11 protein-coding genes, 1 tRNA gene and 2 pseudogenes are annotated in these 12,868 nt (G+C 67.2%); 4 read left to right on the top strand and 10 right to left on the bottom strand.

Annotated features, from left to right (window positions below; all coding sequences use genetic code 11):
* Nucleotides 1-29 precede the first annotated feature (29 nt).
* Together CV755_RS23315 and CV755_RS36310 are read left to right on the top strand one after the other, a co-directional pair.
* Nucleotides 30-719, top strand: coding sequence for a class E sortase (locus CV755_RS23315; RefSeq protein WP_241561365.1), 690 nt, complete (start codon nt 30-32; stop codon nt 717-719).
* A 321-nt stretch (nt 720-1,040) separates the two neighbouring features.
* Nucleotides 1,041-1,130 (top strand): annotated as a pseudogene (locus tag CV755_RS36310) (IS5/IS1182 family transposase); the annotation flags it as partial.
* 383 nt (nt 1,131-1,513) lie between these two features.
* On the opposite strand, the gene CV755_RS34325 reads toward CV755_RS36310, so the two are convergent.
* The 3 genes from CV755_RS34325 to CV755_RS23300 form a co-directional block, all read right to left on the bottom strand.
* Nucleotides 1,514-2,497: a hypothetical protein gene (locus tag CV755_RS34325; RefSeq protein WP_153068742.1), complete on the bottom strand. Its 984-nt coding sequence runs from the start codon at nt 2,495-2,497 to the stop codon at nt 1,514-1,516.
* A 65-nt stretch (nt 2,498-2,562) separates the two neighbouring features.
* Entirely contained in the window at nt 2,563-2,982 is a 420-nt protein-coding gene (locus tag CV755_RS23305) for a peptidase inhibitor family I36 protein (RefSeq protein WP_109282244.1), read from the bottom strand.
* A gap of 338 nt (nt 2,983-3,320) precedes the next feature.
* Nucleotides 3,321-3,587 carry a hypothetical protein gene (locus CV755_RS23300; RefSeq protein WP_109282243.1) on the bottom strand — a complete coding sequence of 89 codons (267 nt, stop codon included), beginning with the start codon at nt 3,585-3,587 and terminating at the stop codon, nt 3,321-3,323.
* Nucleotides 3,588-3,621: 34 nt separating this feature from the next.
* On the opposite strand from CV755_RS23300, the pseudogene CV755_RS23295 reads away from it, so the two are divergent.
* Nucleotides 3,622-3,753: pseudogene (locus tag CV755_RS23295) on the top strand (class E sortase); the annotation flags it as partial.
* Nucleotides 3,754-3,815: 62 nt separating this feature from the next.
* Here the strand turns inward: CV755_RS23295 and pknB are convergent.
* The 6 genes from pknB to CV755_RS23265 form a co-directional block, all read right to left on the bottom strand.
* On the bottom strand, nt 3,816-5,837 hold the full coding sequence (pknB, locus tag CV755_RS23290) for a Stk1 family PASTA domain-containing Ser/Thr kinase (RefSeq protein WP_109282242.1): 2,022 nt from the start codon (nt 5,835-5,837) through the stop codon (nt 3,816-3,818).
* 134 nt (nt 5,838-5,971) lie between these two features.
* Complete coding sequence (locus CV755_RS23285) at nt 5,972-7,435, bottom strand: peptidoglycan D,D-transpeptidase FtsI family protein (protein ID WP_109282241.1); 1,464 nt, start codon at nt 7,433-7,435, stop codon at nt 5,972-5,974.
* On the bottom strand, nt 7,432-8,847 hold the full coding sequence (locus CV755_RS23280) for an FtsW/RodA/SpoVE family cell cycle protein (protein WP_109282240.1): 1,416 nt from the start codon (nt 8,845-8,847) through the stop codon (nt 7,432-7,434). The genes CV755_RS23285 and CV755_RS23280 overlap by 4 nt, the downstream gene beginning before the upstream one ends.
* A gap of 19 nt (nt 8,848-8,866) precedes the next feature.
* Nucleotides 8,867-10,393: a Stp1/IreP family PP2C-type Ser/Thr phosphatase gene (locus CV755_RS23275; protein ID WP_109283467.1), complete on the bottom strand. Its 1,527-nt coding sequence runs from the start codon at nt 10,391-10,393 to the stop codon at nt 8,867-8,869.
* A gap of 75 nt (nt 10,394-10,468) precedes the next feature.
* Nucleotides 10,469-11,011: an FHA domain-containing protein FhaB/FipA gene (locus CV755_RS23270; RefSeq protein ID WP_109282239.1), complete on the bottom strand. Its 543-nt coding sequence runs from the start codon at nt 11,009-11,011 to the stop codon at nt 10,469-10,471.
* Nucleotides 11,012-11,021: 10 nt separating this feature from the next.
* Nucleotides 11,022-11,858, bottom strand: coding sequence for an FhaA domain-containing protein (locus CV755_RS23265; protein WP_109282238.1), 837 nt, complete (start codon nt 11,856-11,858; stop codon nt 11,022-11,024).
* 326 nt (nt 11,859-12,184) lie between these two features.
* Here CV755_RS23265 and CV755_RS23260 point away from each other — a divergent pair.
* Nucleotides 12,185-12,271 (top strand) — tRNA-Leu (locus tag CV755_RS23260).
* Between the two features lie 93 nt (nt 12,272-12,364).
* Here CV755_RS23260 and CV755_RS23255 read toward each other — a convergent pair.
* Complete coding sequence (locus CV755_RS23255) at nt 12,365-12,808, bottom strand: MarR family winged helix-turn-helix transcriptional regulator (protein WP_164503315.1); 444 nt, start codon at nt 12,806-12,808, stop codon at nt 12,365-12,367.
* Nucleotides 12,809-12,868 lie beyond the last annotated feature (60 nt).

Genomic DNA, 12,868 nt, shown 5'->3' with positions numbered 1-12,868 from the left:
CAGAACATGGAAACGGGGTACGAGCAGCGGTGGCAGAGCGGCACGACCGTAGGCGCGGGCGGATAGCCGCCACCGTCGGCGTCATCGGTGAACTCCTCATCACCGCAGGGGTATTGACGGCGCTGTTTGTCGTCTACTCGCTGTGGTGGACCAATGTGCTGGCCGACCGCGAGGCCAAGCGGCAGGGCGACCAGGTGCGCCGGCACTGGGCGGCCAGCGGACCGGGAGCGCTGGACACCAAGGATGGCATCGGCTTTCTGCACGTTCCGGCCATGCACAACGGCGAGGTGCTGGTGAAGCCGGGCACCGGCACCGATGTGCTCAACGAGGGTGTGGCCGGTTACTACCGCAAGCCGGTGAAGTCGGCGATGCCCTGGGACAAGCAGGGCAATGTCACCCTGGCCGCGCACCGGGACGGGCACGGCGCCAAGTTCCACAACATCCACAAGATCGGCACCGGGGACCCGGTGGTCTTCGAGACCCGGGACGTCTGGTACGTCTACAAGGTCTTCAAGGAGCTCAAGGAGACCTCGCGGTTCGATGTCTCCGTGCTCGACCCGGTGCCCAAGGAGTCCGGGAAGACCGCGCCCGGCCGCTATCTGACGCTGACCACCTGTACGCCGATGTACACCTCGGACTACCGGTATGTGGTCTGGGCGGAGCTGGTGCGGACCGAGAAGGTGGACGCCAAGCGGACCCCGCCGAAGGAACTGCGCTGAGCAGCCGGTGTGTCGGCACAGATAACCGGATGGGGCAGCTGCGTCCCGCCGATCGCTCGCGCAACCCCAGGGGCCGCCGATATCAGCTGCCACGGTCTGCCGACGCCCAGGCCCGGGTGCTCCCGGCTGCGAGACCTCTTTGCCGGTGACGAATGCGGAGTCGACCCGACTGAAGCCGTATTTGCCCAAGTCCGGCAACAGGGCAGCCAGTGGGCAAGTCACCGCAAGGTGATAAACGGGATTCTCTTCCGGACGCGGACCGGTGTCCCGTGGTGGGACCTGCCCGTGCAAGGAGGCCGAGCGGACCACCAACTGACCTATAACTTCCGAGCGATGGCCACCCGCTACGACAAACGGGCCTACGTCTTTCACGGAACCGTCACCGTTGCCGCGCTCCGGTTACGGCTCCGATCACGATCCGCCGGACGGAATCTGCCCTCCGGCTGTCCGCCCCGGCCCCGGCTAGCTAGGCCGGGACCGGCATCGCCTCGCGCACCACTTGCCACTACGCGTCCGTCAGTCAGTGGGATACCGCCGCGCCCGGTCGGGGGCCGGCCGCGTTCCCGAACCGGTGAGCAAGGCACTCCTACGCCGAAATAGGCGAGTCGGACGAGACCGGCATCGTCACGCAAGGCTGGTCAACAGAACTTGCGTCCACCCGAGTAGGGTTCGTAACCCTCGTGGTGCACTGGAGATCCTGCCTTCACGTGTCCACCCGGCCGAGATCATGCGACCAGGAATCCCGGTCGATCAGGACCGTGCTCGTAATCGAACGGGAGAGGGGCTTCTCAGTGTCAGCTCTTCGACAGTTCTTTGCGAGAGCTGGCGATCTCTGTTTCCTTCAGCTTGCGCAGCCGGTCCAGAGACTTTCTGTTCTTCGCTATCAAGCCTTTTTGGATCTCGCATTCAACGGCGAACCATTTTTCCGCCAGCTCCGTCCTATTATTGCACTCGGCATCGACCACAGCGACAGCCTTTTCCTGCCTGGACGGCTCATTTTTGCCCATCACATCTTCGCCGGACGTGAGCGGGTCAGTGTAGGGGTACCCGCTCTTCTTCATACACAGAGACCATTTCGGGATCGCTTCGCGCACCCGCGAATCAGAACGGGAGCGATTAAAGCTCTCCTTGGAAATTTCTACGGCGAGGTCGCCTTCGCCGTAGATTTCCGTCCCTCCTGAGAGTCCTCTCTCGGCAGCCCCCATACACCCGCCTTTGGGAACCTGCACACCGTTGATTCTGGGTTCCTTTTCCGCCGCTTTTCCGTCGTGCTTATTTCCGCCCCAAAGCGCCAGGTCCTGCTCGTCCGTCAAGGGATTCTTACCGGCCGACGAGAATTTTTGCTGGGTGTTGGGAAGGTGGTACCCGTTGTCACGCGCAGCAGCTGTGTCAACCAATCCGTAGCGGCGATCGGTCAGGTTCAGCCTGGGCGATGATTTGGCAGGTGGCGGCGAGTAGTCGATTCCCAAACTCTTCATGCAGGTGCGGGTGATCGAGGCCTTGGCTCGCTGGAGCAGCCCCCTTTCATCATCTGACAGCATATATGCCTCAATCGGAAGTACCCGGCGGTTGCTCGGAGCATGAGAGGAGGGCCCCGCCGCCTCTCCCCTGCCTTCCGCCCGGTTTTGCGGCTCGTTACCGCATCCGGTAAGGGCGACAGCCAACATGGCGGCGATGCAGAAGCCGCGATCTCCGCGACCTACATTAAAATGCATTCCCATCGATTCTTCTCCCGGGGGCGCATCGACCCAGAAACCAAAAACCAGAAAAATCCGCACGGGCCGCCGCATTTGGACGCGGCGGCCCGTGCGGCCTTTATTTGCTACTCATCAATGGTCTGTGATCACTGCATCCACAAGATCGACGCATTATTGTTCTTGGTATTCTCGAGATTCGGTGCCGAGTCACCCGAAGCGTCCCGCGCCGGGATGACGTCATATACGCCCCGGTACCCAGAGTTGAAGTAAACGCGCACAGTCTGGGTGGACCTGTTCCAGGCAGACGCCGCATTGTTCTTCACTGGCTGACCGTCTCCAGCCGAGTGCGATTCATCCACCCGCTGGAAGGTATAGCGATCGAGGTTGGGCTCGTCGGTCAGAGTCCCGTACCACGCGCCCAGGTTATTGGAGTTGTAGTAGAGGCAGAACCAATTCCGGTTGCAGGACGGGCCGCTTGCAGAAGCAGTGGGCGCGGATATGAGCACGCTGGAGAGCGCGACAGCTGCTGCGGCACTGCCTACGGCGAACAGTTTCCGAGTCTTCACTTTCCTCCTTCGGAAGTTTGTACCTGCTTGACTTTACGTGCGCATGATCTTCGCGTCAAGTCTCAATCCACCGCATAGTGGTGGGTCTGTGAAGGGCGAAACGCGAAGAAATGCCTTGTGGCCTGCAAGACTGCCGACGAGATCCTCGACAACTTCGCCGCCTTATTGTTGACGAATTAACGACTTGGGGTGCCAGGTAAAATCCCGTGGTAGTTGAAACTGCCAGTGGATCAGAGTGATCTTGCGGCTGGCGCTGTCGGGTGCCTCCGTTGTGGTGGGGCAGGACGAGTGCCGTGTCAGCAGTGACGTGATCGCGCTCCAGCCAGATGATTGGGAGCTTAGGAAGGGCAGGGCACAGGATCGGGCCCGCCCGATCCGACCATCGAGCAGGACGGTAGTCCTCGGGGTGTTAGGGTCCTGCTCAGGAAGATCGCGCCGACCAGTACCAGGACGCCGGCCAGTACCAGCAGCACGGTGGAGAGCATGCTCTTGCGGCTGCCGCCATGGCCGCCGCCGGGGCCGTCGTCATAGCCGCCGTAGCCGCCGCCGTCGCGCACGGGCGGCAGCGTCTGGCCGGGGGCGCTCGCGTCGTGCGGGCGGAGCATGGTGGTGGGCTGGTCCTCGCCGCCGTAGGCCCCGCCCGGCCGCTATCTGTCGCTGACCACCTGTACGCCGATGTACACCTCGGACTACCGGTATGTGGTCTGGGCGGAGCTGGTGCGTACCGCGAAGGTGGACGTCAAGCGGACGCTGCCGAAGGAACTGCGCTGATTCCCCAGGGAGTTCGGTAAACGGGAAGCCCCCGGCGAGTCGCACTCACCGGGGGCTTCTTGTCAGTCCCGTCCGCCTATCCAATTGCCCAGTGGGCCGCCCTGGTTGCCGTTGGCGCCGTTGTTGCCGCCTACGTCACCGGGGATGTTCATGCCCGCAGTCCACAGGTTGACCGGCTTGCTCTTGTCGCCCTGGCTGTTGCCGGCCGGGTCCTGGGCGGTCACCACGGCGTTGTCGTCCTGGGGCCCGTTGATGGCGCCGACCTGGAAGCCCGCGTCGGTGAGCTGCTTCTTGGCGTCCTTGAGCTTCTTCATGGTCACCATGGGCACGGCGGCCTGCTGGGGGCCCTTGGAGACGGTCAGGGTGACCGTGGAGCCGGGGGCCGCCTGGCTGTTGCCGTCCGGGCTCTGGGCGGTGACCGTGTTGGCCGGCTGGTCGGAGTCCTGGTCCTGCCGGGTCACCTGGAAGCCGAGGTCGGTGAGCTGCTTCTTGGCCGCGTCGAAGGGCGTGCCGACCACCGAGGGGACGGGCTTCTTCGCCTGGGCGATGGCCACCGTGAGGGTGATCTTGGTGCCCTTGTCGGCCTTCTCGCCGTCGGAGGGGGACTGGGACAGCACTGTGTTGGGGTCCGACTCAGTAGACTCCTTGTTCTTGCGGCTGACCTCGAAGCCCTTCTCCTCAAGCGTCGACTTGGCTTCGTCGTACTGCTTGCCTACCACATTGGGGATGTCGATCTGCCCCGGTCCCTTGGACAGCACGACCTTGACCGTGCTGTTCCGCTTGACCTTGGTGCCGACCTTGGGGTCCTGGTCGCAGACCTTGCCCTTGTCCTGGTCGCAGTTCTTCTCGCCGTCCTTGACGACCTTGAGATCGACGTTCTGGCCGAGCTTCTGGGCGGAGTCGAAGGTCTCACCGGTCAGCTGCGGGACGGAGGTGTCGCCGCTGTCGGCGGCGCTGCTGAACAGCGACTTGCCGATGAAGATCGCGCCGACCAGGACCAGTACCCCGGCCAGCACCAGCAGCACGGTGGAGAGCCTGCTCTTGCGGCCGCCGCCATGTCCGCCGTGCCCGCCGCCCGGGCCGTCGTCATAGCCGCCGTAGCCGCCGCCGTCGCGGACCGGCGGCAGCATGGAGGTCTGGCCGGGGGCGCCCGCGTCATGCGGGCGGAGCATGGTGGTGGGCTGGTCCTCGCCATAGCCGGCGCCGTAGCCCGCCGCGCCCAGGGCCGCGGTGGCGGCCACCGGGCGGCCGTCGAGGTACGCCTCGATGTCGGCGCGCATCTCGTCGGCCGACTGGTAGCGGTAGTCGGGGTCCTTGACCAGCGCCTTGAGGACGATGGCGTCGATCTCCGGCGCGATCTCCGGGTCGAAGACGCTGGGCGGGTTGGGTTCCTCGCGTACGTGCTGGTAGGCGACGGCCACCGGGGAGTCGCCGACGAACGGGGGCCGTACGGTCAGCAGCTCGTAGAGCAGGCAGCCGGTGGAGTACAGGTCGGAGCGGGCGTCCACCTGCTCGCCCTTGGCCTGCTCGGGGGAGAGGTACTGGGCGGTGCCGATCACGGCCGCGGTCTGGGTCATGGTCATGCCGGCGTCGCCCATGGCGCGGGCGATGCCGAAGTCCATCACCTTGACTTGGCCGGTGCGGGTGAGCATGACGTTCGCGGGCTTGATGTCGCGGTGGACGATCCCGGCCCGGTGTGAGTACTCCAGCGCCTGGAGGACGCCGATGGTCATCTCCAGCGAGCGCTCGGGCAGCAGCTTGCGCCCGGAGTGCAGCAACTCGCGGAGGGTGGATCCGTCCACGTACTCCATCACGATGTACGGGATCGAGACCCCGTCCACATAGTCCTCGCCGGTGTCGTAGACCGCGACGATGGACGGGTGGTTGAGGGAGGCCGCCGACTGGGCCTCACGGCGGAACCGGGCCTGGAAGGACGGGTCGCGGGCGAGGTCCGCCCGCAGCGTCTTCACGGCGACGGTGCGGCCGAGCCGGGTGTCATGGGCGAGGTAGACCTCGGCCATGCCACCGCGGCCGAGCACCGAGCCCAGCTCATACCGGCCGCCGAGGCGACGCGGCTCTTCCATAGCTCCAGCCTTCCGTTTTCCTGACCGCACGGGGCGTGGGTCCGGCGGTGTGCTGTTCGCGCATACGGTACCCGGCGTACTCGGCACCGGGCCGTCACCCGATACGCGACCGTTATCGCCGGGCGTGACCGGGGTCACTTCGAGGTCTTGAGTACCGCCTCCATGACGCTCCTGGCGATGGGGGCGGCCAGCTTGCCGCCGGCCACATCGTCGCGGGCGGTGTCCTTGTCACCCTCGATGACGACGGCCACCGCGACCGGGGAGCCCTTGTCGGTCATCGCATAGGAGACGAACCAGGCGTAGGGCTTTCCGCTGTTGTCCACGCCGTTCTGGGCGGTACCGGTCTTGCCACCGACCCTGACGCCGTCGATCTGGGCGGCGGTTCCGGTGCCGTCCTTGACCACGGTCTCCATGGCGCTCTGCAGCTGCTGGGCGTGCTCGGGGGTGAGCGGGGTGTTGAGCACCTTGGGCTGGGTGGTGTCAATCACATTGAGGTTGGGGGCGCGCAGCTTGTCCACCATGTACGGCTGCATCAGCTTGCCGTTGTTGGCGATGGCGGCGGCCACCATGGCCATCTGCAGCGGGGTGGCGCGGTTGGAGGCCTGGCCGATGCCGTCCATGGCGTTCTGCGGGCGGTTGTCCTTGGGGTAGACGCTCTCCGCGACGCCCACCGGCACGGTGAGGTCCTTCTGGTTGAAGCCGAACTTCTCGGCCTCGGCCATCATCTTCTGGTTGCCCAGGTCGGCGCTGATCTTGCCGAAGACGCTGTTGCAGGAGACCCGCAGGGCCTCGCGCATGCTGCCGTTCTTGCACATGGGCAGCGAGCCCTCGTTGTTCAGCGGGAGGTTGTTGGTGTCCGGCAGGTTCCACGGCAGCGGGGAGTTGGTGGACTGGTCCACGCTGTCGTAGAGCCCGTTCTCCAGCGCGGCGGAGGCGGTGACCAGCTTGAAGGTGGAGCCCGGCGGATAGGTCTGGCGCAGAGCCCGGTTGAGGATGGGCTGGTCCTTGTCGGCGTTGAGCTTCTTCCAGGCCGCGTCGTCGTTGGCCCCGGCGATGGTGGAGGGGTCGTAGGACGGGGTGGAGGCCATCGCCAGGATCTTGCCGGTGCGCGGGTCTATGGCGGCGACGGCGCCCTTCTTGTCACCCAGCTCCTTGAAGGCGGCCTCCTGGGCCTTGGCGTTGAGGGTGGTGATCACGTCACCGCCCTTCTTGCCCTTGCCGGTGATCATGTCGATGGTGCGGTTGAAGAACAGCCGGTCGTCGTCGCCGGTGAGGATCTTGTCCTCGACGCCCTCCAGGTACTTGCTGCCGTAGACCTGGGAGCTGTAGCCGGTCACCGGGGCCCACATGGGGCCGTCCTTGTAGCTGCGCTTGTACTTGTAGGTGACTCCGTTGACCTGTTCGGAGCCGGTGATGGCCTGGCCGTCCACGATGATGTTGCCGCGGGGCTGGCTGTAGCGGGCGATGGTCACCCGCAGGTTGTGCTTGTTGTTCTTGAGCTCGTCGGCCTGGACGAACTGGAGCCAGTTGTCGCGGATCATCAGGGCGAGGACCAGGAGTCCACAGAAGATCGCGATCCGGCGCACGGGCTTGTTCACGGTCGGACCACCTGGGTCATCTCGGCGTCGGGGTTGTTGACGGGGACGGGTGCGGGTCGGCGGGCGGTGTCGCTGATCTTGATCAGGATGGCGATCAGTGCCCAGTTGGCGATCACCGAGGAGCCGCCCTGGGCCAGGAACGGCATGGTCATGCCGGTCAGCGGGATCAGGCCCATGACGCCGCCGGCCACCACGAAGACCTGGATGGCGAAGGCGCCGGAGAGGCCCACGGCGAGCAGTTTGCCGAAGGGGTCCCGGGCGGCCAGTGCGGTGCGTACGCCGCGCTCCACGATAAGCCCGTAGAGCAGCAGGAAGGCCATCGTCCCGGCCAGGCCCAGTTCCTCGCCCACGGTGGCCAGGATGAAGTCGGAGTTGGCGGCGAAGCCGATGAGGTCGGAGTTGCCCTGGCCCCAGCCGGAGCCGGAGACCCCGCCGGAGCCGAAGGTCATCAGCACCTTGGCCATCTGCTCGCTGGCCTCGGACTTGCCCCAGCCGGCGAAGGGGTCCAGCCAGGCGGTCACCCGGGCCTGGACATGGCTTTCGAAGGAGGCCACACCCACCGCGCCCACGGCGGACATCAGCAGGCCGAAGACGATCCAGCTGGTGCGCTCGGTGGCGACATAGAGCATCACCACGAACATGCCGAAGAACAGCAGCGAGGTGCCCAGGTCGGTTTCGAAGACCAGGATGAGGATGCTCATCGCCCAGACCGCCAGGATGGGGCCCAGATCCCGGCCCCGCGGCAGGTACAGGCCCATGAAGCGGCGGCTGGCCAGGGCGAGGGCGTCCCGCTTGACCATCAGATAGCCGGCGAAGAACACCGCCAGGATGATCTTGGCGAACTCGCCGGGCTGGATGGTGCCCAGGCCGGGGAGGTTGATCCAGATCCGGGCGCCGTTCACGGGCGGGAAGAACATCGGCGCGATCAGCAGCACCAGCGCCAGCGCCATGGAGATATAGGTGTAGCGCTGGAGGATGCGGTGGTCCTTCAGCAGCACCAGCACCGCCACGAACAGCGCGATGCCCAGCGCGGAGAACAGCAGCTGGTGGGTGGCCGCGGGGGCGAAGGTCTTCAGGGCGCGGAAGCGTTCCGACTGGTCCAGGCGCCAGATGATGACCAGGCCCAGGCCGTTGAGCAGGGTGGCCAGCGGCAGCAGTACGGGGTCGGCGTAGCGGGCGTAGCGGCGCACCGCCAGGTGGCCGACGCCGGCCAGCAGGCCCAGGCCGATGCCGTAGCCGAGCATGCCGGAGGGCATCCTGCCGTCCAGGGCCAGCCCGACGTTCGCATAGGCGAAGCAGGGAATGACCACGGCGAAGGCCAGCAGGATCAGTTCGGTGTTGCGCCTGCTGGGCTGGCCCACCGTGATGATCGCGGTGGGGGTGGTGTTCGGCAAGGGGGAGATCGCTGCCATGCTCGCTGTCCCGGTGGCCCTACTGCTGGCCGACGCTGCACTGGTCGGCCAGCTTGCGCTCTTCGTCGCTCAGGGTGGGGGCGGGGCTGGGTGCGGGGGTGGCCGCCGGGGTGGCCTCGGCGGTGCGCAGGCGCAGCTCACCGGGGATCTTCACCTCGGGCTTGGTCTCCGGCTTGGGTGTGGCGCTGCTGCGCTTGCTGTTCTCCCGCTGCTGCTTCTCGGCCTGGTCCAGCTCGGCCTTCTTCTTGCAGACGCCGGCGATGGTGCCCAGGTCCTTGATCTTCTGCAGGGCCTGGTCGCGGCTGCCGAGGGCGATGGTGTCCTCGACCCGGCTGCGCTGGTCCACCGGCAGGTACTTGAGTTCGATCTCGGGGTGGTCCTGGTAGAGCCTGCTCAGGCTGACCCAGGCCAGGTTCTGGTTGATGCCCTGGTAGAGGGCGACATGGTTGCTGTCCTTGGCGCCCACGTAGTACTGGGTCTGGGTCCACTGGTAGCCGCCGTAGAGGCCGCCGCCGAGGACGCCCAGGGCCAGGGCGATGATCAGCGAGCGCTTGATCCATTTGCCGCGGCGGGCGGGGTGCAGCGGCTCCTCGTCGAAGTCGTCCACAAAGGCGCCGAAGCCGCCCTCGGGGGCGCCGTCGGGGCCGGCGCCGCTGCCGGGCGGGCCGAAGCCGCCGGAGGGCTCCTGGGGGGTGCGGCCCAGTTCGGAGGCACGGCCGGCCGGGGTCTGCATGGCGCTCTCGCCGAGCGGGAACTGGTTCTCGGCGACCGCGCCGACGACCACCGGGGTGTCGCTGACCTGGTGGCCGAGGGTGTCGTCGCCGCCCACGTCGAGGACGTCGGCGACGATCACGGTGACATTGTCGGGGCCGCCGCCGCGCAGGGCGAGCTGGATGAGCTCCTGGACGGTCTCATGGGGGCCCTGGTAGCTGGCGAGGGTCTCCTCCATCGTCTGGTGGCTGACCACGCCGGAGAGGCCGTCGGAGCAGATCAAATAGCGGTCGCCGGCCCGTACCTCGCGGATGGACAGGTCGGGTTCGACATGGTCGCCGCTGCCCAGGGCGCGCATCAGCAGGGAGCGCTGGGGGTGGGTGGTGGCCTCTTCCTCGGTGATCCGGCCCTCGTCCACCAGGCGCTGGACCCAGGTGTGGTCCTGGGTGATCTGGGTGAGGACGCCGTCGCGCAGCAGATAGGCGCGGGAGTCGCCGACATGCACCAGGCCCAGCCGCTGGCCGGTCCACAGCAGGGCGGTCAGGGTGGTGCCCATGCCCTCCAGCTGGGGGTCCTCCTCGACCATCACCCGCAGCTGTTCATTGGCGCGGTGGACGGCGGTGCCCAGCGAGGTGAGGATGTCCGAGCCGGGGATGTCGTCGTCCAGGGTCACCAGGGTGGAGATCACCTCCGAGCTGGCGACCTCGCCGGCGGCCTGGCCGCCCATGCCGTCGGCGATGGCGAGCAGCCGGGGGCCGGCGTAACCGGAGTCCTCGTTGCCCTCCCGGATCATGCCCTTGTGCGACCCGGCGGCGAAACGCAGTGTCAGACTCATGCGCACCTCGCCCGTCGGTTCCGGGTACAGGCCGTTGGCCACCTCGCTGCCCACCCTCCGGTCGTCATGGTCCTACTACTTCCGCAGCTCGATGACGGTCTTGCCGATGCGGATCGGCGCGCCGAGCGGGATCGGGGTCGGGGTGGTCAGCCGGGTCCGGTCGAGGTACGTGCCGTTGGTCGACCTGAGGTCTTCGACGATCCACTGGCCGTCGTTGTCCGGATAGATCCTGGCATGCCGGCTGGAGGCGTAGTCGTCGTCCAGCACGATGGTGGAGTCATGGGCGCGGCCCAGGGTGATGGTCTGGCCCTGCAGGGCCACGGTGGTGCCGGCCAGGGTGCCCTCGGAGACCACCAGCTTGGTGGGCGCGCCGCGGCGGCCGCGGCCCTCGCGGCCGCGCTCGGCGCGGCGGCCGCCGCCCTGCTGCTGGCGCTGCGGCGGCGGGGTGGCCTGGGCCTGCCGCTGGGTCTGCCGGTCGGTGGCGCCGCGCCGGGAACCGCGGGCGGTCACCCGGGTGCCGAAGAGGTCACTGCGGATGACCTGTACGGCCACGATCACGAACAGCCACAGTACGGCGAGGAAACCCAACCGCATGACCGTGAGGGTCAGCTCTGACATTGCCCCCGCTTCACCCTTCGGCTTGCCGGTAAACGATGGTGGTACTGCCCACGACGATGCGTGAGCCGTCGCGGAGCGTAGCGCGGGTGGTGTGCTGCCCGTCCACGACGATGCCGTTGGTCGATCCCAGGTCCTGGATCGTGGCGGGTGTGCCGACCCGGATCTCGCAGTGCCTGCGGGAGACGCCGGGGTCGTCGATGCGTACGTCCGCCTCGGTGCTGCGGCCCAGGACCAGGGTGGGCCGGGAGATCTGGTGGCGGGTGCCATTGATCTCGATCCAGCGGCGGACCTGGCCGCCGGGGGCGCCGGCGCCCGGGGTGCCGCGCGGCGGCACCGGGCGGACCGCGCCGGGCGGCGGGGCGGCGGGCATGGGCGGGGCCGAGGCCGGCGAGGGGTATCCGGCGCCCTGGGTGGGCGCGGAGGGCCCGGGGCGGTGGGCGGCCGGGTAGCCGCCGTGCGCCTCCTGGGACTCGCTGGCGGCCAGGGTGCGGCTGCGCACCCGGTACAGCCCGGTGTCCAGGTCGTCGGCCTTCTCCAGGTGCACCTTGATGGTGCCCATGAAGGTGTAGCGCTGCTGCTGGGCGTAGTCGCGGACCATGCCGGACAGTTCGTCCCCGAGCTGGCCGGAGTACGGGCTGAGGCGCTCGAAGTCCGGTGCGCTGAGCTCGACGATGAAGTCATTGGGAACGACCGTGCGGTCGCGGTTCCAGATGGTGGCGTTGTTGTCGCACTCCCGCTGGAGTGCGCCCGCGATCTCGACCGGCTGCACCTCTGACTTGAACACCTTGGCAAAGGTGCCGTTCACGAGACCCTCGAGTCGCTGCTCGAAGCGCTTCAGTACTCCCACGGGGCACCTCCTTCCCTCGGTGACGCCTGTGATGCTCGGTGCCGTTCCTTGTACTGCTTACTGATCGTATCCACGCCCGGGGAAAACGGCTGGTTCCCCTTCGGCGCCAGGAGTGACGAGTGTCGCCCCCGGTCCGTCGCGCTTGCTCGCACCACGGATCGTAGAGGCGCCCGCAAGCCAGTGTCCCGCAACCGTCCGCCTGCGCGGGCGGCCGGGCAGCGGGAACGGGTTTGTAAGGCACCCCCCGAGGCGTGCTAATGTTCTGCATGTCGGAAGGCGCGAGCGGCCCGGAAGGGAAGCGAAAAGCCCGAAGGCAACACCCAGATGCGCGGGTGGCGGAATAGGCAGACGCGCTGGATTCAGGTTCCAGTGCCCGCAAGGGCGTGGGGGTTCAACTCCCCCCTCGCGCACCACCGAAGAGGTGTCTCCCCGGTGACGAAAGTCACCACGGGAGGCACCTCTTCTCGTTGTATGCCTTCCCGTGGTACGGGCCGCCCCGGGGCCGCTCAGGCCGAGGCGTTGTAGCGCAGCAGATAGGCGGCGAAGCGGGCCAGGTCCTCCTCGTCCCAGTCGGCCAGGCGCTGCTGGAAGGCGGTGCGGCGGCTGGCGGTGACCTGCTCCAGGGTGCGGGTGCCGTGCTCTGTGAGATGGAGCACCTGGACCCGCTGGTCCTCGGGATCGACCCGGCGCTCGACCAGGCCGAGCTGTTCCAGGGCGGCGACCTGGCGGCTGACCGTGGACTTGTCGAGCAGATAGTGCGCGGCGAGGTCGGTGGCGCGGCATCCCTGCTGGTCCTGGAGGTGGGTGAGCAGGGTGTACGAGACCAGGGACAGCTCCGGGTGCATCCGGGCGGCGGTGGCCCGGGCCCGGCGGGCGAACTTGGTCAGCTCGCGCTGGATGGTCTCCAGGGAATCGGTTCGGTCCGGCACTGGGGATTCCTTTCGGCGCATGTAGTTGTATAGTACAACTTGACCGATGAGTTGTAGAAGCCAACTATTTCCCTGGCTGGC

Origin of the sequence: Streptomyces orinoci, assembly GCF_003121295.1 — a bacterium.
GTDB classification, from domain to species: Bacteria; Actinomycetota; Actinomycetes; order Streptomycetales; family Streptomycetaceae; genus Streptomyces; species Streptomyces orinoci.
This window is presented reverse-complemented; position numbering and strand designations above follow the sequence as displayed.